17 protein-coding genes are annotated in these 18,721 nt (G+C 66.1%); 6 read left to right on the top strand and 11 right to left on the bottom strand.

All coding sequences use genetic code 11. The annotated features are described in order from the left end of the window. Positions 1-113: 113 nt before the first annotated feature. The 7 genes from ACROSR_RS05780 to ACROSR_RS05750 all read right to left on the bottom strand — a co-directional run bounded on the left by ACROSR_RS05780 (position 114) and on the right by ACROSR_RS05750 (position 6,954). Positions 114-2,354, bottom strand: coding sequence for a xanthine dehydrogenase family protein molybdopterin-binding subunit (locus ACROSR_RS05780; protein WP_432682983.1), 2,241 nt, complete (start codon positions 2,352-2,354; stop codon positions 114-116). A 1-nt stretch (position 2,355) separates the two neighbouring features. After that, positions 2,356-2,820: a (2Fe-2S)-binding protein gene (locus tag ACROSR_RS05775; RefSeq protein ID WP_432682981.1), complete on the bottom strand. Its 465-nt coding sequence runs from the start codon at positions 2,818-2,820 to the stop codon at positions 2,356-2,358. A gap of 76 nt (positions 2,821-2,896) precedes the next feature. Continuing rightward, positions 2,897-4,069, bottom strand: a complete 1,173-nt coding sequence (locus ACROSR_RS05770) for a molybdopterin molybdotransferase MoeA (RefSeq protein ID WP_432682979.1) — start codon at positions 4,067-4,069, stop codon at positions 2,897-2,899. Beyond that, on the bottom strand, positions 4,066-4,542 hold the full coding sequence (moaC, locus tag ACROSR_RS05765) for a cyclic pyranopterin monophosphate synthase MoaC (RefSeq protein ID WP_432682977.1): 477 nt from the start codon (positions 4,540-4,542) through the stop codon (positions 4,066-4,068). Before moaC ends, ACROSR_RS05770 begins: the two co-directional genes overlap by 4 nt. After that, on the bottom strand, positions 4,542-5,357 hold the full coding sequence (gene trpC / locus ACROSR_RS05760; RefSeq protein ID WP_432682975.1) for an indole-3-glycerol phosphate synthase TrpC: 816 nt from the start codon (positions 5,355-5,357) through the stop codon (positions 4,542-4,544). The genes moaC and trpC overlap by 1 nt, the downstream gene beginning before the upstream one ends. Next, positions 5,354-6,376, bottom strand: coding sequence for an anthranilate phosphoribosyltransferase (gene trpD / locus ACROSR_RS05755; protein WP_432682973.1), 1,023 nt, complete (start codon positions 6,374-6,376; stop codon positions 5,354-5,356). The genes trpC and trpD overlap by 4 nt, the downstream gene beginning before the upstream one ends. Beyond that, the gene (locus ACROSR_RS05750; RefSeq protein ID WP_432682971.1) at positions 6,373-6,954 is read right to left on the bottom strand and encodes an anthranilate synthase component II; all 582 of its coding nucleotides are present in this window, start codon (positions 6,952-6,954) and stop codon (positions 6,373-6,375) included. Before ACROSR_RS05750 ends, trpD begins: the two co-directional genes overlap by 4 nt. Positions 6,955-7,093: 139 nt before the next feature. On the opposite strand from ACROSR_RS05750, the gene ACROSR_RS05745 reads away from it, so the two are divergent. The 4 genes from ACROSR_RS05745 (at position 7,094) to ACROSR_RS05730 (ending at position 12,415) form a co-directional block, all read left to right on the top strand. Next, a complete protein-coding gene (locus ACROSR_RS05745) occupies positions 7,094-8,275 on the top strand; it encodes a divergent polysaccharide deacetylase family protein (protein WP_432682969.1) in 1,182 nt (393 codons plus the stop codon). 86 nt (positions 8,276-8,361) lie between these two features. Beyond that, positions 8,362-9,585 (top strand): acyl-CoA dehydrogenase, encoded by a 1,224-nt coding sequence (locus ACROSR_RS05740; RefSeq protein WP_432682967.1) that lies wholly within the window; start codon positions 8,362-8,364, stop codon positions 9,583-9,585. Positions 9,586-9,644: 59 nt separating this feature from the next. Then, complete coding sequence (locus tag ACROSR_RS05735) at positions 9,645-10,919, top strand: NAD(P)/FAD-dependent oxidoreductase (RefSeq protein WP_432682965.1); 1,275 nt, start codon at positions 9,645-9,647, stop codon at positions 10,917-10,919. A gap of 92 nt (positions 10,920-11,011) precedes the next feature. After that, positions 11,012-12,415, top strand: a complete 1,404-nt coding sequence (locus ACROSR_RS05730) for an MATE family efflux transporter (RefSeq protein ID WP_432682963.1) — start codon at positions 11,012-11,014, stop codon at positions 12,413-12,415. A 299-nt stretch (positions 12,416-12,714) separates the two neighbouring features. On the opposite strand, the gene ACROSR_RS05725 is transcribed toward ACROSR_RS05730, so the two are convergent. Then, entirely contained in the window at positions 12,715-13,467 is a 753-nt protein-coding gene (locus ACROSR_RS05725) for a LuxR family transcriptional regulator (protein WP_432682961.1), read from the bottom strand. After that, positions 13,464-13,907, bottom strand: coding sequence for a type II 3-dehydroquinate dehydratase (gene aroQ / locus ACROSR_RS05720; protein ID WP_432682959.1), 444 nt, complete (start codon positions 13,905-13,907; stop codon positions 13,464-13,466). The genes ACROSR_RS05725 and aroQ overlap by 4 nt, the downstream gene beginning before the upstream one ends. A 390-nt stretch (positions 13,908-14,297) precedes the next feature. Here aroQ and ACROSR_RS05715 point away from each other — a divergent pair, with 390 nt between their 5' ends. Beyond that, a complete protein-coding gene (locus tag ACROSR_RS05715; protein ID WP_432682957.1) occupies positions 14,298-14,579 on the top strand; it encodes a hypothetical protein in 282 nt (93 codons plus the stop codon). 24 nt (positions 14,580-14,603) lie between these two features. On the opposite strand, the gene ACROSR_RS05710 is transcribed toward ACROSR_RS05715, so the two are convergent. Continuing rightward, complete coding sequence (locus tag ACROSR_RS05710) at positions 14,604-16,445, bottom strand: PHA/PHB synthase family protein (RefSeq protein WP_432682955.1); 1,842 nt, start codon at positions 16,443-16,445, stop codon at positions 14,604-14,606. Positions 16,446-16,710: 265 nt separating this feature from the next. Here ACROSR_RS05710 and ACROSR_RS05705 point away from each other — a divergent pair, with 265 nt between their 5' ends. Beyond that, entirely contained in the window at positions 16,711-17,922 is a 1,212-nt protein-coding gene (locus ACROSR_RS05705) for a DegT/DnrJ/EryC1/StrS family aminotransferase (RefSeq protein ID WP_432682953.1), read from the top strand. 159 nt (positions 17,923-18,081) lie between these two features. On the opposite strand, the gene ACROSR_RS05700 is transcribed toward ACROSR_RS05705, so the two are convergent. Continuing rightward, positions 18,082-18,672 (bottom strand): YceI family protein, encoded by a 591-nt coding sequence (locus ACROSR_RS05700; RefSeq protein ID WP_432682951.1) that lies wholly within the window; start codon positions 18,670-18,672, stop codon positions 18,082-18,084. Positions 18,673-18,721: the final 49 nt, after the last annotated feature.

The raw sequence follows: 18,721 nt of genomic DNA, 5'->3' as shown, positions 1-18,721 counted from the left end.
TATGTTCTACTTATGTTCGATCGCGGTGTCAATCTTTTCATGCCGGCCGAAGCGATCGTTTACAGCAGGTTACGCCGCGGTATGCGGTGTCTGCGTCGTGCCGCCTGACGACGTCAGACGAAGGCGACCGCACGATCGAAGGGCATTTCGCGCAGCCGCGTTCCGGTTACGGCGAAGATGGCGTTCGCGAGGGCGGCCGGTGCGGGGGGCACGGGGGGTTCCCCGATGCCACGCACGGTATCGCCGGTTTCGAGCCCTCGCACGGCGATCTGGGGGCATTGATACAGGCGCATGCCCGGATAGGTGTCGAAATTCGCCTGCTCTGCCGCGCCGTTCGCGTAGGTGATGGCGCAATTCATCGCATGGCCCAGCCCGAAGATCACGCCGCCCTGGACCAGCCCTTCGAAATTCACCGGATCGAGCACGCGGCCCACATCGGCGGCCACCGCCACCCGGTCGAGCCGGATACCGTTGCGGGTCGCGGTCACCTCGATCACCTGCGCGCAGGGCACCCCGTAGGACAGGCAGAACGCAACGCCGCGTCCCTGATTCTGGCCCAGTGGGCTGCCCCAGTTCGACATCTCGCCCACGGCGTCCAGCACCGCGCGCGAGGCGTCGTGATCGCACAGGCGCAGCCGTTCGACCAGCGGATCGGCGCCCGCCGCATGGATCAGCTCATCGAGCAGGCAATCGTGGAAGAACCCGTTCGTGGACGCCCCTACGGCGCGCCAGGACGAGATCGGCCCGAGATCCGGCGCGCGGTAGCCGGTGACCCGGTAATGCGGGATCGCGAAGGGCTGATCCCAGGCCCCGGCGACGATCTGCAAATCCGGTCCCGCAGCCGGGATGCCCTGCCGGCCCATCTGCGAAGTCAGCACCGAGGGCATGGCGATGCCCAGATCATAGGCCTGCACCCGGCCGTCCGCCACGCGACCCCGCCCGCGCGCCATCGCGATCTGCCGGGGGAAATCCTGCGTCATGTCCTCTTCGCGCGCATAGGTCAGCTTGACGGGGCGTCCGGGTATCGCCATCGCGATCCGGGTGGCGTGGCGGCTGACGTTGTCCTCGAGACGGTGCCCGAAACTGCCGCCGATCATCTGCGCGTGCACATGGACCGCGCCCGCGTCCTGCCCGGTGATCGCCGCCGCGTTCTGCTGCACGAATCGTGGCACCTGCGTGCCGGTCCAGATATCTGTGCGGTCGGGGGTGTAGCGGACGGTGGCGTTCAGCGGCTCCAGCGGGGCGTGGGCGAGGTAGGGCGCGCGGTATTCGACCTCGACATCCGCGCCACCGTCAAGCGCGGTGTCCACGTCACCCGCATCGCGCCATCGGCTGTCTTGCGCGTCTTCGGTGAAGCTGGCGCTCAGCGCCTGCCAGTGTCCGTCCATCTCGGCGGGGTAGGGGGCAGGGGCCCAGTCGCAGGTTATGGCGTTGGCTGCCCGCATCGCGCGCCAGCTATTGTCGGCGACCACCGCCACGCCGCCCGGAATCTCGACGATCCGCTCCACGCCGCGCATCGCACGGGCATCGGTCGCGTCGTAGCCGCGCAGTGCCGCCCCCCGCGCGGGGTTGAGGCGGATCGCGGCATGCAGCATGTCCGGCAGCGTCACGTCGATGCCGTAGTCTTGTGTGCCGGTGGATTTCGCCACCATGTCGATGCGCTGCATCGGCTTGCCAAGCAGCCGCCATGCGTTCGGCCCGCGCAGGACGACATCGGTCACCGGGTCGGTTTCGGCGGCCGCTTGGGCAAGGCTTTGGTAGCTTGCGCGCGTGCCATCGGGCAGGATTACCGCGCCGCGTTCGGTGCGCAGATCGCGCGCCGCGACCCCGTGCACATTGGCAGCGGCGGCCTTCAGCGTCTCGCGCGCCACGGCCCCGGCGCGGCGCAATTTCTCGTAGCCGTCGGGGACCGTGGTCGAGCCGCCGGTCACCTGCATCCCGAGAAACTTCATCGGCGCATCCGCGAGATCGCGCGCCGCTTCGGCCAGCCAGCCGTCATTGGTGGCGCGGAACGGCACCGCGTCCGACGACAGCGCAGTGTTCCAGTAGGCAGGGCTGGGCGTGCCGGGATCGGTCTCGACCTGATCCAGATCCACGTCCAGTTCCTCGGCGATCAGCGCGGCCTGCACCGACACGGCACCCTGTCCGCTATCAGCGCGCGGGGTGATCAGCGTGATCGCACGGGCGGTGATCAGCACGTAAGGTGTCAGCGCCGCCGCGCCCTTGGGCAGATCGTCCAGTAGCGGGTTGGCATGGGGTGTGTGAAACCGCCAGACGCCGAAGGCCACGCCGCCGGCAATAGCGGCCGACCCGATCAGGAACGTGCGCCGCGCGATTGTTCTTGCACGTCCCATCTCAGGTCTCCTCGCGCAAGGCGCGCGCGGCCGCCTTCACCGCCGCACGGACGCGCGGATAGGTGCCGCAGCGGCACAGGTTGCCAGACATGGCGTCATCGATCTCGTCATCCTTGGGGTCGGGCGTCTCGGCCAGAAGGCTGGCGGCCTGCATGATCTGGCCTGACTGGCAGTACCCGCATTGCGCCACCTGCATCTCGATCCACGCGGTCTGCACGGGATGCGGCGCATCGGGCGTGCCCAATCCCTCGATCGTGGTCACCGGGCCCCAGACGTCGCCCACGGGGATCTGGCACGACCGCACGGCCCGGCCATCCACATGCACCGTGCAGACGCCGCATTGCGCGATGCCGCAACCGTATTTCGGCCCCTTGATGTTCAGAACATCCCGAAGCACCCACAAAAGCGGCATTTCGGGCTCGATCTCGTCGAGGCGATGCGCGGTGCCGTTGACTGTCAGTTGCATGGAACACGCTCCAGTCTGGATCAATATGCAACAGGATAAGCCGTACGGCGGGCGAGTAAAGCTGGGGAACGCGCCGTCAGATCGGCAGGTAGTCGACCGTGTCGCCCGCGTCGCGCGCCGGGTCATTCGGCGCGCGCACCAACAGCGCGTCGGCTTGCGCCAGAACCCCCAGAAGCGCGCTGTCCTGCCGCGTCTCGGCCACCAGACCCTCGGGCGTCAGGCGTGCGCGCATGTAATGCTCGCGCGGGCCGTTGGCCTCCAGCGGCGCGGCCAGACGCGCGCGGTTGCGCAGGGCAGGGGCGGCCGGCAGCCCCTGCATGACGCGGATCATCGGCGCGACAAAGACATGCCCGCAGACCATCGCGGAGACCGGGTTGCCGGGCAGGCCCACCATCGCCGCATCGCCCATCCGCCCCGCCATCAGCGGCTTGCCGGGGCGCATCGCCACCTTGTAAAAGGCACGGTCCATCCCAAGATCGCCAGCAACCCGCCCGACCAGATCGTGATCGCCCACCGAGGCCCCGCCGATGGTGACGATCAGATCGGCCCCGCGCGCCAAATCGAACGCGGTGCTCAGCGATACGACACTGTCGCGCGCAATGGGCAGCAGGCGCACATGTGCGCCGGCCTCTTCCAGCAACGCCTTGAGGCCGAAACTGTTGGAGGCGATGATCTGGTCGGGGCCCGGATCATCGCCCGGCATCACAAGCTCGTCTCCGGTGGCGATCAGCGCGACCTCGGGTTTGCGCCGCACCGGCACGAGGGCGACGTTCATCGCCGCCATAAGTGCCACGTCCGCAGGGCGCAGCACGCGCGGGGCGGACAGGGTGTCGCCTACCCGAAAGTCGCTGCCCGCCGGCCGGACGTGATCCTTGGGGTCAAGTGACTGCGACAGGGTAATCCACGCGCCGTCGACGGTCACGTCCTCCTGCATCACGACGCGGTCCGTGCCTGCAGGCAGCGGGGCGCCGGTGAAGATCCGTACCGCCTCGCCGTCGCGGACGGCGCCGCCGAACCCGTGCCCCGCCGCGGCCTCGCCGATCACGGCGAACCGCGCACCGGGTGCGGCGGCGTCATCACGGATCGCGTAACCATCCATCGCCGACGCGGCAAAGGGCGGCTGATCGCGGGTCGCAGCCACGTCGTGCGCCAGCACCCGGCCCGATGCCTCGACCAGCGGCACCGGCTCGACATCAAGCGTCGCGACAAGCGCGAACAGCCGTTCAAGCGCATCCGATACCGAAATCATTGCGCCTCGTAACGTCCCGATTTTCCGCCATCCTTCAGGATCACGCGGATACCGCCGATCTGCATGGCGCGGTCCACGGCCTTTACCATGTCATAGACTGTCAGCGCCGCCACGGACACCGCCGTCAGCGCCTCCATCTCGACGCCGGTCTGACCGGTGGTCCGGACGCGGGCCTCGATCCGGATGCCGGGCAGGTCGGGATCAAGCGTCAGGTCCACCGCCACCTTGGTGACCGGCAGCGGATGGCATAGCGGGATCAGGTCCGGGGTCTTCTTGGCCCCCATGATGCCCGCTAACCGCGCCACCGACAGCACGTCACCCTTCTTGGCGCGCCCGTCCGAAATCAGATCGAACGTGGCGCGCTCCATGGTGACATGACCCTCGGTCACGGCCTCGCGCGCGGTGACATCCTTGCCCGTGACATCGACCATATGGGCATGGCCCTGCGCGTCGAAATGCGTCAGCCCGCTCATCACCGGCTGCTCGAGGTCATCGGGCCCGCCAGCAGGGTTCGCGTGGCCACCGCGACGTCCTCGGCGCGCATCAGGGTTTCGCCGATCAGAAAGGCGCGGGTCCCATAACGGGCGATATCGGCAAGGTCCTGCGGTGTTGCCAGACCGCTCTCGCTGACGATCAGCCCGTCGGGGGCCACGAATTTCGACAGTTTGCGCGTCACGTCCAGCGATGTCTCGAACGTGTGCAGATCGCGATTGTTGACGCCGATCATCGTCGATTTGAGCGCATCCGCGCGTTCGAGATCGTCGCGGTCATGTACCTCGATCAGCGTGTCCATGCCCCAGCGGATCGCGGCCTCTTCCAGTTCGATGGCCTGTGCGTCCGACACCGCGGCCATGATGATGAGGATGCAATCGGCCCCCCACGCCCGCGCCTCGGCCACCTGATAGGGGTCGAACATGAAATCCTTGCGCAGCACCGGCAGATCGCAGGCTGCGCGGGCCTCGGACAGATGCTCTGGTGCGCCCTGAAAACTGGGCCCGTCGGTCAGCACCGACAGACAGGCCGCGCCGCCCTCCTCATAGGCGACCGCGAGGGCCGCGGGATCGAAATCTGCGCGGATCAGTCCCTTGGACGGACTTGCCTTCTTGATTTCGGCGATCAGGCCGTAGCCTGTCTTGCTGGCCTGCAAGAGCGCCTCTGCGAACGGTCGGACGCGCGGCGCGTCCGCGGCGTCGCCCTCGATCGCGTCCTGCGACCGCTCGGCCTTGGCGGCGGCGATTTCTTCGAGCTTGTAGGCCTTGATCGTGTCAAGGATGCTTGGCGTGGTCATGCGACCTCCGATGTCAGGGTTGCCAGTGCGGTTATCTTGGCCCGGGCCGCACCGGAATCAATACTTTCGGCGGCCATCGCGACCCCGGCACGCAGATCGTCCACGCGCCCTGCCACGGTCAGGGCCGCCGCGGCGTTCATCAGGACCGCGTCGCGATACGCCCCCGGAGCCCCCTCCAGAAGGGCCCGCAGCGCCCCCCCGTTCTCGGCCGGGGTGCCGCCCAGGATCGCCTCGAACGGATGCACCGGCAGGCCGAAATCCTCTGGGTGCAGTTCGACCTCGCGCACCGCGCCGTCCTCTTCCAGCGCCGCGACCCAGGATGTGCCGGTGATCGTCAGCTCGTCGGTGCCGTCCGATCCGTGCACCAGCCACGCGCGCTCTGATCCCAGCTGACCCAGTGTTTCGGCCATCGGCCGGATCAGCGCGCGCGAGAACGCGCCGGTCAGCTGGCGCTTGACCCCGGCCGGATTGGTCAGCGGTCCAAGGATGTTGAATATGGTGCGCGTGCCCAGTTCGGCGCGCGCCGGGCCGACATGCGCCATGGCGGGATGGTGCATCGGCGCCATCATGAAGGCGATGCCCACCTCGACCAGCGCGCGTTCGACCACGTCGGCGCCGACCATGACGTTGATGCCCATCTGTGTCAGGGCATCCGCGGCCCCGGACCGCGACGACAGGTTGCGGTTGCCGTGCTTGGCCACCGGCACACCGGCGCCCGCGACCACGAAGGCCGCGGCAGTCGAGATGTTGAGCGTTCCCTTGCCGTCGCCGCCGGTGCCGACGATGTCCATCGCGCCCTCGGGCGCGCGCACCCGGTTGCACTTGGCGCGCATCACGGCGGCAGCGGCGGCGAACTCGTCCACCGTTTCGCCGCGCGTGCGCAGCGCCATCAGCAGCCCGCCGACCTGCGCCGGCGTCGCCGCGCCGTCGAACAGGATCACGAACGCCTCTTCGGCCTCGGCGCGGGTCAGGGACCGGTCGGCAGCGGCCCCGATCAGCGGTTTGAGGATCTCGCTCATGCCGGGACCTGCATCAGGTCGAGAAAATTCTTTAGCAGCGTGTGCCCGTGCTGCGAGGCGATGGATTCAGGGTGGAACTGCACGCCGTGGATCGGCAGGTCGCGGTGTTGCAAGCCCATGATCGTGCCGTCGGCCAGATCCGCGGTGATCTCCAGACAGTCGGGCAGGCTGGCGCGCTCGACCACCAGCGAATGATAGCGCGTCGCCTCGAACGGCGAGGGCAGGCCTGCGAAGACGCCCTGCGCGGTGTGCCGGATCTGGCCCATCTTGCCGTGCACGATCTCGGAATGGCGGATGACGCGCCCGCCAAAGGCCTGCCCGATCGCCTGATGTCCCAGGCACACGCCCAGAAGCGGGATCCCGGCCTCGGCAGCCGCCAGCGTCAAGGGCAGGCAGATACCGGCCTGGTCCGGATCGCACGGCCCCGGAGACAGAAGAATCCCGGCGGGGCGCAGCGCCATCGCTGCCTGCACGTCGATTGCGTCGTTGCGAAAGACGCGGCAGTCCGCCCCCAATTCGCCCACGTAATGGACAAGATTGTAGGTGAAGCTGTCATAGTTGTCGATCAAGAGCAGCATGTGCGCCTGTCCTCTGCTAGGGGCTGGAGGGTTCGGGCCCGGTCGCGCTACACATGTTCAGGCTTGCGCGTCACCGTCAAGGGGCGCTACGCCCCAGACAAGGGCAAAACGGACGAACAGGCGGGACAGGAGGCCGGACGTGGTACGCGGATTTCTCGCAGGGATAGTGACGGGCACGGTCGTCTCGACGCTGGTCCTCGGGGTGGCCTCTGTGCTGCTTTCCGGGCCGGAAGATGACGCGCCACGGGTCGATACGGTCGAGGTGACGCCCGGTTCGGGGTTCGATCCGCGGCGCGAGGATCGCGCGGCGACGCTGCCCACACCGGAGACGCGCCCCGATGCGGGCGATCCGCAATCCTTGACGCCGCCCGCGCTGGACGGTTCCGCGCCGCTGGCCGAAACCGACACGACCCCGGCCACGGCACCCGAGACGGGCGATGCGGACGCGCTTGGCCCGGTCCCCGCGCCGGACGGCGACAGCGGCCGCCCCGCCGCGCCGGATGACGCCCCGATCTCGTCCACGGGCCCGGCACGCGCCCCCGACGCCCCCCGAACGGGCGGCGGCAGTCCGTCCGCTGATACGCCGGAACAGCCCGGCAGGCCGGGCGCGGAGCCGCCCGACGCGGCCCCGCAGGTCGGCGGCTCCGCGCCCGACGCGCCCGCGTTTCGGCGCAACGCGACCGCCTTCGCCAATCCCCGCAACAAGCCGCTGATGGCGGTCGTTCTGATCGCGGACGGCACCGGCACGGTCCGGATTGAGACGCTCACCAGCTTTCCCTACCCGCTGAGCATCGCGGTGGATGCCGATTGGTCCGGCGCGGATGCGGCGGCCCGGCGCTATCGTGACGCGGGCTTCGAGGTGCTGCTGCGCGTTGATTTGCCGCGGGATACCTCAGCGGCAGAGACGACCGCGGCTTTGCGCGACGGCCTTGACCGGGTGCCGCAGGCCGTCGCGCTACTCGAAGGCGCGGCGGGCGGTCTGCCCCTGCCTGACGCGACCACACTCTTGGCACGCACCGGGCATGGCGTCGTGACACGCGCCGCACCACGGCCCTCGACCTACGCGGCAAGCCCCGTGGCGGTTCTGCATGATGATCTTGATGACGAGGGACAGGACGTGTCCACCATCGAGGACAGCCTGAATCAGGCCGCGGCCGCGGCGGACCGGCAACAGGGCGTGATCGTCGTGGGCCGCCTGCGCGCCGATACGCTGCAGGCCCTGTCGCTATGGTCGGGGCGCGGCGGGGCGCGGTCCGTGGCCCTTGCCCCCGTTTCGGCCGTCCTCTCGACCCCGACGGACACGGGCACCGATGCCGACTGATACGATCATGCGACACACCAGGGCGCTTCACCCCGCTGCGTCATGCGTGTAGAGTCGCGAAAACGGAACTGAGCAAGGACACAGCCATGAACGCCAATACCCCGACGCTGCGAGCCAAGGATGCCCCGAATCTTGATAGTTTCGACTGGGAGGATCCGTTCCGGCTGAGCGACCAGCTGACCGAGGAAGAGCGCATGATCGCCGACAGCGCGCGCAGCTTCGCCCAGGACAGCCTGCAACCGCGCGTCATCGACGCCTATCGCGAGGAAAAGGTGGTGCCGGAACTGTTCCGCGAAATGGGGCAGATGGGCCTTCTGGGCACCACCATCCCCGAGGAATATGGCGGGCTCGGTTCTAATTATGTCAGCTACGGCCTTGTCGCGCGCGAGATCGAGCGCGTCGATTCGGGCTACCGCTCGATGATGAGCGTGCAATCCTCGCTGGTGATGTATCCGATCTATGCCTACGGAACCGAAGAACAGCGGCGCGCCTACCTGCCGGGGCTGGCCTCGGGCGAGCTGATCGGCTGTTTCGGGCTGACCGAACCCGATGCCGGCAGCGATCCGGCGGGCATGAAGACCCGCGCGGTCCGCACCGATACCGGCTACCGCATCACCGGATCCAAGATGTGGATCTCCAACAGCCCGATCGCGGATGTGTTCATCATCTGGGCCAAGTCCGAGGCGCATGACGGCAAAATCCGCGGTTTCATCCTCGACAAGGGCATGCCCGGTCTCAGCGCGCCCAAGGTGGGCGGCAAGCTTTCGCTGCGCGCCTCGGTCACCGGCGAGATCGTGATGGACGGTGTCGAGGTGCCCGAGTCTGCGATCCTGCCGAATGTGCAGGGCCTCAAGGGGCCGTTCGGATGTCTCAACCGCGCCCGCTACGGCATTGCATGGGGCGTCATGGGCGCCGCCGAGTTCTGCTGGCACGCGGCGCGGCAATACGGGCTGGACCGCAAGCAGTTTGACAAGCCGCTGGCACAGACGCAGCTTTTCCAGCTCAAATTGGCGGACATGCAGACCGAGATCGCGCTCGGGCTTCAGGCCGCGTTGCGCGTCGGCCGGCTGATGGACGATGCCAACGCCGCGCCCGAGATGATCAGCCTCATCAAGCGCAACAATTGCGGCAAGGCGCTGACCATCGCGCGCCACGCCCGTGACATGCATGGCGGCAACGGGATATCCGAGGAATATCAGGTGATGCGCCACATGGTGAACCTGGAAACGGTCAATACCTACGAGGGCACGCATGATGTCCACGCGCTGATCCTGGGGCGGGCGCAGACCGGCCTTCAGGCGTTTTTCTGAAAGCCGGCCATGGCGCGCAAGCCCGTGCCCGACAGCGGTCAGATGCCGCCGCACCGTGAATGAACGGCGCGTTTGCCCCGCTTTGGCGCGACAGCGCCGCCGAGACCTTTGACGCCACCCCGTTCCGGGGCACGCGGGACGCCGACCTTGCTATCGTCGGCGGGGGGTACACCGGTCTTTCGGCGGCGCTGGAGGCCGCGGGGCAGGGGGCCAACGTCACCCTGCTGGAGGCCGAGACGGTCGGGCATGGCGGGTCGGGCCGCAACGTCGGGCTGGTCAATGCCGGCCTGTGGCTGCCACCCGACGATCTGTGCAGACGGCTTGGGGACACAGCGGGCGCACATCTGAACGCGGTTCTGGCCGCCGCCCCGGATCTTGTGTTTTCGCTGATCGCCGAACACGGAATCGCTTGTGAACCCACGCGCAACGGCACGTTGCACCTGGCACATGCCGACAGCGGCGTCGGCCAATTGCGCGACCGGCAGGACCAGATGCGCGCGCGTGGCGCGCCCGTGCGCCTGCTGGATGCCGGCGAGGTCGCGGCGCGCACCGGGACGGACGCGTTTCACGGCGCGTTGTTCGATCCGCGCGCGGGCACGATCCAACCGCTGGCCTACGCGCGCGGCCTGGCGCGTGCGGCCGTGGCCAAAGGCGCGCACCTGCATGAACACAGCCCCGTCACCACGGTCGCACGAGACGGTGATCACTGGCGGATCGCCACGCCGGAGGGCGTGCTGCGTGCCGACCGGTTGTTGATGGCGACGAATGCCTATCACGCCCCCGCACCGCCGCTGCGGCTGCCCGATCTGCCGGTGGTGCAGTTTTTCCAGCTTGCGACAGAGCCGTTGGGCGACAACATCGCACGCGATATCCTCGCGGGGGGCGAAGGCTGCTGGGACACCGGGCTTGTGATGACGGCGCTGCGGCGCGACGCGGCGGGCCGGATCATCCTTGGCGGCATGGGCAGTGCCGCCACCACACATGCGAACTGGGCCGAACGCAAGCTGGCCCGGCTTTTCCCGCGGCTGCGGGGCACCTCGGTGCCGCATGCCTGGGCCGGGCGCATCGCGATGACGGACGATCATCTGCCGCGCATCCAGCGACTGGGATCACCAACCGGGCCGCAGGGCTATGCGGTCTACGGCTATTCCGGGCGCGGCATAGGTCCGGGCACGGTCTTCGGTCGCGCGGCGGCGCGCGCGCTGATCACAGGTCGGCAGGACGATCTGCCCGTGCCCGTGGTCGAGACGCATCACGAGCGTCTGGCAAAGCTGAGGACGCTGTACTACGAGACCGGCGCGCGGCTGGTGCACCTGGTCTCGGCGCGCGGCTGAGCATTTCCGCACACAACCTGTTGATACCGGCGACCTTGTGCACGAGCGCGGGCCGGTTAGATGACGTGTCAGTTGTGTTGAAGGAGTGTGACATGTCCCTGACGACCGCCGCAGGCAGTTTTACCGAAGGCAACCTGTTTCGGCACGTGTCGGTCATGTCCTTCATGTCCAGCGTCGGACTGATGGCGATCTTTGCCGTTGATCTCATTGATATCGTGTTCATTTCCATGCTGAGTCGAGAGGAACTGGCAGCGGCGGCGGGCTATGCGAGCACGCTGATGTTCTTTGCAAGTGCGATGAATATCGGGCTGTCGATTGCCGCGGGTGCGTTGGTGTCGCGGGCCGAAGGCGCCGGGGATCGTGCGCAGGCGCGCGATTATGCCACCACGGCCGCCGTCATCGCGGTGGGGATCGGGCTGGCCCTTCCACTGCTGACGCTGCCTGTCATCGAGCATCTTCTGGCGCTTGTCGGGGCCTCCGGCGCCGCGGTGGACCTGGCGGCGGGGTATCTTTGGATCATCGTGCCAAGCACCTTCCTGTCGGGCCTGTCGATGGTGGCGGTCGCGGTGCTGCGGGCCTATGGCGACGCGCGCGCGGCGATGTACCCGGCCCTCATCGGCGCGGGGGTCAACCTGATCCTTGACCCGATCCTGATATTCTCGGTCGGGCTGGGGATCGAGGGTGCGGCGCTTGCCACCGTCGCGGCGCGGGCGGCGACGGTGATCGTCGCGCTCGGGTTCGCGCTGGCACGCTACAGGGCGTTCGCACGGCCCCGCGCGAAGTGCGTCCTGCGCGATTTCAGGGCGGCGTCGGCGATCGCCGTGCCTGCGGTTCTCGGGACGGTGGCCACACCGCTGGGAACCGCGATCGTGATGCGGGAAATGGCGAAATACGGCACCGATGCGGTGGCCGCGATGGCGGTCATCAACCGCATGGTGCCTGTGGTCTTCGCGGTGGTGCTGTCGATGTCCGGGGCGATCGGGCCGATCCTCGGACAGAATTTCGGGGCAGGGCGCATGGACCGTGTGCAGGAGACCTTTGTCGAGGGGCTGCGCTTTCTCGGGCTTTACGTGCTGGCGATGTCGGCGCTGCTTTATCTGCTGCGCGCACCGATTGCAGACCTGTTCGGGGCCGATGACGACATGCGCGCGCTGCTGTATCTTTATTGCGGGCCGATGGCGCTCGGGGCGTTCTTCAACGGCGCGATCTTCGTGGCCAACGCGACGTTCAACAACCTTGGGCGTCCGGCCTATTCGACGGGCGTGAACTGGGCACGGCACACGGTCGGCACATGGCCCTTCGTGCTGGCATTCGGGGCGATCTGGGGTGCGCCGGGGGTACTGGCCGGACAGGTCGCGGGCGGTGCTGTCTTTGCCGTCGTGGCTCTCTGGCTGGCCACGCGCGTGATCGAGGAACCGTGTCGCGACCCCCTGCAGGGTCAGTATGTCTGTCCGGATCGCCGCATGCACATCCTTGCCAACAGAACGGCTCAGTAACGCGGTGCCAGCCGTGGGGACCGCTGGCACCGCGTCGGGCCAATCGCGTCTGGGGAAGAACGACACCCTTTAAGGGCCGGTCGCCGACCCTGATCTATAAGGGCAAGCGACCGGCATCCGGATCGACCGGAAGAGAGATGACCCCCGAAATCATGGGCTGGCCATCGTCCCTTGTGTTCCAGGCTTCAAAACCCTCACTCACGGAACATTCAAATCATGCACCTTTACCTTAGGTAAATAAAGTCAGGGATTCCGTACCCCGAATGACGCGCAAAGGGCATGACCGGGGCGGGACGGTTTCAGTCCACGAAAAAGATCTGGTTCTGGAACGAGGCCTTGAGGACCGCCTGCGCAGTGGTTTCCACGTAAAGCGCCTTGCGCGCAAGGCGCATGTGCTTTTCCACCGTGGCATGGGTCAAGCCCATCAACAGCGCGATATCCTGCACCGTCTTGCCGTCGCCGACCCAGGTAAGCACCTCACGCTGGCGACCCGTCAGGCTGCGCTTGGGCGGCTCGTAGGGCAGGGACTGGATGCACAGATGCGCAAGGTTGTTCAGCGCCAGGATCGTGTCACCGTCCCGCGCCCAACCGGCATCGACCTGTTCCTGTGTCAGCCCCGGTCGGGCCGTCAGCGCGATCGCGGCCTTCATGCGGGGACGCAACGACTTGAAGCTGATCGAATAGCCGGCGGTGACAGCATGCGCGTGATTGAAGTCCAGCACCTTGCGCTCTGCCGGTGTGAAATCATCACGTTGGGCGCGCGCATCAAGAACGGACCACGAACACGCGCCATCGTTTTCCAGCGCCCATCGCAGCATCGGCGCATGCATGTACAGACGGTCCGCAATGAACGTGTCGATATAATCGCGGTCATGATTGGACAGGACCACGAAATCATCCGGATCGCCCAGCGACGTTGCTGTACGAAAGCGCGTGCATCCATAGAGAAGCCGGTCAAAGCCGAACTTTGCCATGTTGCGCGTGTGAATGTCCCAAAGTTCCTCAATCGTCGTCACGTTGAGCAACGCGTTGATCTGGCGCGGGTCTATCATCCTGCAGGATCCAGATGCGCGCGCATCGCATCCAGCGCAAGAATATATCCATGCGCGCCGAACCCGCAGATCACACCGACCGCGACACGCGCGATATGCGACACGTGCCGGACGTCCTCGCGGGCGTGGATATTCGACAGATGCAGCTCGATCGTCGGGATCTCGACCGCGCTCAGCGCATCCATGAGCGCCAGCGAGGTATGCGTATAGGCACCGGCATTGAGGATGATCCCGTCATGCCGTCCGCGCGCGGCATGGATGGCATCAATCAACGCGCCTTCGTGATTGCTTTGCTCGAACGCGACACGCACGTCATGTGCCGTGGCATGCGCACGGCACATGGCCTCGATGTCGGCAAGCGTGGTGCGCCCATAGACGTCTGGCTGCCGGGTGCCCAGCAGGTTCAGGTTCGGGCCGTTGAGAACAAGGATGGATGGCATGCGGTACGGTCCTCCGACAGGCATTTAACCGGCTTTGCCGTCATGTGTCGAGAGTCGCGTCAGGCGTGCGTGCGCAATGGTGCGATACTGGCTTATACTTTACATAATACATATTATGCGCTTTTTATACACTGCTTGGGACGGCAGGCCGACATACCCCTTTTGCCTGATCGATGAGGTCTGTCGAGCCACGTCTCTGTGGCTGTTGCGACTCACCTTCTAGGGATGGTCTCGAAACCGAATCGCCTCGGAAAGTATCTGCAAGCCGTTAATTTCAGAGCGATATCATATTAATTTCATGTCGAAATTATCCGACCTCCCGATCCTGAAACATTGTGTGTTTACCTGGCGGAAACAGTAACGATTCACGCCGATCCGGGGGATGCGGTGTTGACCGGCCTCGGCGGCGGCTGCGACGTTGCACCGCAGTGTGACCAACTGCACGAGCAAAAGGAGGTTTCGATGGCAGATCGATACGAAACAACCCGCTGCGCAAGCGTCGCCGCACTGACCGTCGGGGCGGTTATCGCCTTGGCACCGGTGCACGCAGACGCGGCGACGATCCGGATCGTGGATCTGACGTCCGGAGGAGATCCGGATTACACCATGTCCGACACCGGCGCGATCGGAAAACGGACAAAGGGCCGCCACGGGCGGCCCTTTCGCATTTGACCGCCCGTGGCAGGACAGCCCCCGTCAATCCTGGTGAATGTAGCGCCCCGGCGCGTCCTCGACCGCGGGGAAGTCCGGGTGGCTGCCGGGAACCCGCGCCGGAACCGCGCCGCTGCCATTGGCCTCCAGCCAGCGCGCCCATTCAGGCCACCACGAGCCCGCACGCGGTTCATGGTCGGCAAGCCATGTTTCGGGGTCGCGGTAATGCGCCCCGGCCGGGCGGTGTCCGACCCGGTAATGTCGGCCCTTGTGCCCCGGCTCTGACAGTATGCCGCCATTGTGGCCCCCCTTGGTCAGCAGGAAATGCATGTCGCAATCGGTGAACAGCGCGGTCTTGTAGACCGACCGCCACGGCGCGATGTGATCGCTTTCGGTCGCCACCACGAAGATCGGCACCGCGATATCCTTGAGCGCGATCACCCGCCCGTCGACCGCGAACCGTCCCGCCGAGATGCGGTTTTCCAGGAACACCCCGCGCAGGTATTGCGAGTGCATCCGCGCCGGCATGCGGGTCGTGTCATTCACCCAGACCGTGACATCGGTGGGCAGGTCAGGCTCTCCAAGAAAGTAGCGCCGCACGGCCCGCGACCAGATCAGGTCCTCGGACCGGATCGCGGCAAAGGCCCGCGACATCTGCGGCCGGTCCAGATAGCCCTGCGACCACATCATGTCTTCGAGAAACGCGACCTGGCTTTCATCGAGAAACAGCAGCAATTCCCCGGCCTCGGCGAAATCCACCTGCCCCGCCATCAGCGTGACCGAGGCCAGCCTGTCATCCTGTGCCTGCGCCATGGCCGCCGCCGCGATCCCAAGCAGCGTACCGCCAAGGCAATAGCCATTGGCATGCACCTTTTGCCCCGGCACGATGGCGTTGATCACGTCGAGGGCCTGCATGATCCCGTGCCTGCGGTAATCCTCCAACGAGAGTTCGGCATGTTCGGCGCCGGGGTTTCGCCATGACAGGCAGAACACGGTATACCCCTGCCCCACCAGCCACCGGATGAAGGAGTTTTCCGGCGACAGGTCGAGGATATAGTATTTCATGATCCACGCCGGCACGATCAGCACCGGTTCGGCCTGTACCGCGTCCGTGACGGGCGCATACTGGATCAGCTCCATCAGTTCGTTGCGCCAGACCACCTTGCCCGGCGTGCAGGCAAGCACCTCGCCAAGCGCGAATTCCTTTGGCACGGGGCGGTGTTCCTGCGCCAGGATATGGCGCGCATCGTCGGCGAAATGCAGCGCGCCGTCGATCAGGTTGCGCCCGCCGGTGATCCGCGTCCGTTCAAGGATCTCCGGGTTGCTCGCCGGGAAATTCGCCGGCGACACGGTGTCCAGAAGCTGACGGATCATGAACCCGGTGCGGTCCGCGTTCTGCCCGCGCAACCCGCGCAGATCCGAGGTGGCGGCATCCCACCAATCCTGGGTCGCCAGGAACTGCTGCTGCCACAGCGCGAATGGCGGCTTTTGCCAGCCCTCATGCCGCCAGCGCGTATCGTGGGCTCCGGGCGTGAAGGGCTGGTCCGGTGCATGGCCGAGCATCCGCGCCAGCGTGTATTGTCCCAACGTCATCGCGTTGGCCTGCGCGCGTTCGACCAGTTCCAGCTGACGCCCCGGCGCACGGGCCAGATGCATGGCCCAATCGCTCCAGGCATCGAAGACCGCATGCGGCGACAGCCCGCCGGTCAGACGGGCAAGGCTGGACATGGTGCTGCGATCAAGCGCCGCATGGGGGTGCGCCCGCGTCTTTTCGCGGCTTTCGGGCGGTGCGGATGACGGGCTCGCGACAGGCGGCTGCCGCGTCGCCTCTCCGGCGGGTGCCTCGGGCGTGCCGTGACGCGGCTGACGGGTGGGCTTGCGGGTCATGCGACGGCTCTTCCTCGCTGTTTCGGGGCACGACCGCGTGGGGCGCGATCGGCTCTTGGGTCCGCAACGGCATGACGCCAGAGGCGGACCGTCTGACACGTTGATGCTGTCGCGGCCGAGAGGCCCGCGCACTGATTTCGATCAACCGGTGCCGCACGACTCGTCCTTGGGTGGGGCGACGCATCCATGGTTTTCTTTGACAAAACATTACAAATCTGGCCTATGCATTTTGAAAATCCGAACTCCAGATTCAGGAAATCCGAACATGTCGTCCGTTCCCAATGTTTATGACGCCGAACCCATCCCCGAGGCCGCGCGCGCGGAAATCGACAGGATGCTGCAATCGGGCGATCTCTTTCGCTACACGGCCCCCGACAATGCCCCTGTGACACTGCTTGAACGCGAATTCGCGGCACTCATGGGATCGCGCTATGCGCTTGCTGTGTCGTCGTGTTCGGCGGCGCTGTTCCTGTCGCTCAAGGCGCTGGACCTGCCGCGCGACGCAGCCGTGCTGATCCCCGGTTTCACCTTTGCCGCGGTGCCGTCTTCGGTGATCCACGCAGACTGCGTGCCGGTGCTGTGCGAGGTGGCCGAGAATTACCGCATCGACATGGCAGATTTCGAGGCACGACTCGACGGGGACATCTCGGCGGTCATCATCAGCCACATGCGCGGTCATACGTCCGACATGGACGCGATCATGGCACTGTGTGACGCGCGCGACATCCCCGTGATAGAGGACGCGGCGCATTCGCTTGGCACCACGTGGCGCGACCGCAATATCGGCACGCTGGGGCGGACGGGATGTTTCAGTTTCCAGTCCTACAAACTGGTCAATGCCGGCGAGGGGGGAATCATGGTCAGCGACGACCCCGATCTGATCGCCCGCGCCGTCATCATGTCGGGCGCGTACGAACATAACTGGGCCAAGCACATGGACGCACGCGACGCGGGGCTCGAGGCGGCCTTCGCCCGCTGGCAGAACAAGCTGCCGCTGTACAATCTGCGTCTGAACAACCTGTCGGCGGCGATCATCCGCCCGCAACTGCCCGAGGTGGCGCGGCGGGTAAGCTGTGGGCGCGCAGGCCACGATCACGTGGCAGGTTGCCTTAATACCTCGCGGTGGCTTTCGGTGCCCGAGAAACTGCCCCCTGAGGCGCGCGCCCCGGATTCGATCCAGTTCAACCTTGTCGGGCTCAGCGACGCCGAGACACGCGCCTTCACAGAGGCCGCCGCAGCGCGCGGCATCAAGGTGCAGGTCTTCGGCCTCAGCTCCGATAACGCGCGTGCCTACTGGAACTGGCAATTCCTGCCCGGCGAGACGCCGGACCTGCCGCGCACCCGCGCCATGCTGATGCGCGCCTGCGATGTCCGCCTGCCCGCGCGCCTGACACGTACAGAGCTGGATTTCATAGCCGACGCGCTGATTTCTGCGGCAGAGGACGTGATGATCCCAACCCGCGCCTACGGCACCTGACGCACCCACGAAAAAGGGCCGCCTGCACATGGCAGACGGCCCGCACCGCGCTGACCCGCGCGATTCACTTGTTACCAAGACCACTCGTCACACCGGCAGGTTATGCCGGAACTGGTTATAATTGGTTACTGCGGCACGATCGGTTGCGCCGGATGGATGTCATTCGGCTTTGCCAGCCTCGATCGAGATCCGCACATCGACCTCGTCGCTGACCATGGGGGCGAAGTTGCCGACGTTGAAATCCGACCGCAGCAGCGTGGTGGTGGCATCAAAGCCCAGCCACGGCTTGTTCTGGGTCGGGTGCGAATCAGCCTGACGGTTGAGCGTCGTGTCAAGCACGACCGACTGCGTCACGCCGTTCATCGACAGATCGCCGGTGATTTTCGCGGTATCCTCGCCCGTCACTTCGATATCGGTCGACGTGAAGGTGATCATGTCACCCTCGGCCGCGTCGAAGAAATCCTCGGACATGAAATGCGACTCGCGCTTTTCCCAGCCGGTGAACATCGACATCAACGGCATGGACACGTTGACCGACGACTCCGCGGGGTTTTCCTCGTCAAACATGATCTCGCCTTTGAAGCCCGAGAACATGCCGTATGTCGTCGAAAAGCCGAAGTGATTGTACGAAAACAGCACCTGGCTGTGGCTTGGGTCAAGGTTATAGGCCTCGGCCTCGGCGAGGGCGGCGGTTGCGCCGATGGCGGTCGTGCCCATGGCGAAAGCGGCTGCGAACAGTGTCTTTTTCATTCGATAACTCCGGGTTCATGTGTGCATAACTACGTTACGCTGTGTGACA

Origin of the sequence: Roseovarius tibetensis (assembly GCF_050896375.1) — a bacterium.
Classification (GTDB): Bacteria; Pseudomonadota; Alphaproteobacteria; order Rhodobacterales; family Rhodobacteraceae; genus Roseovarius; species Roseovarius tibetensis.
The sequence above is the reverse complement of the archived record's forward strand: the minus strand, read 5'-3'. Positions and strand labels throughout refer to the sequence as shown.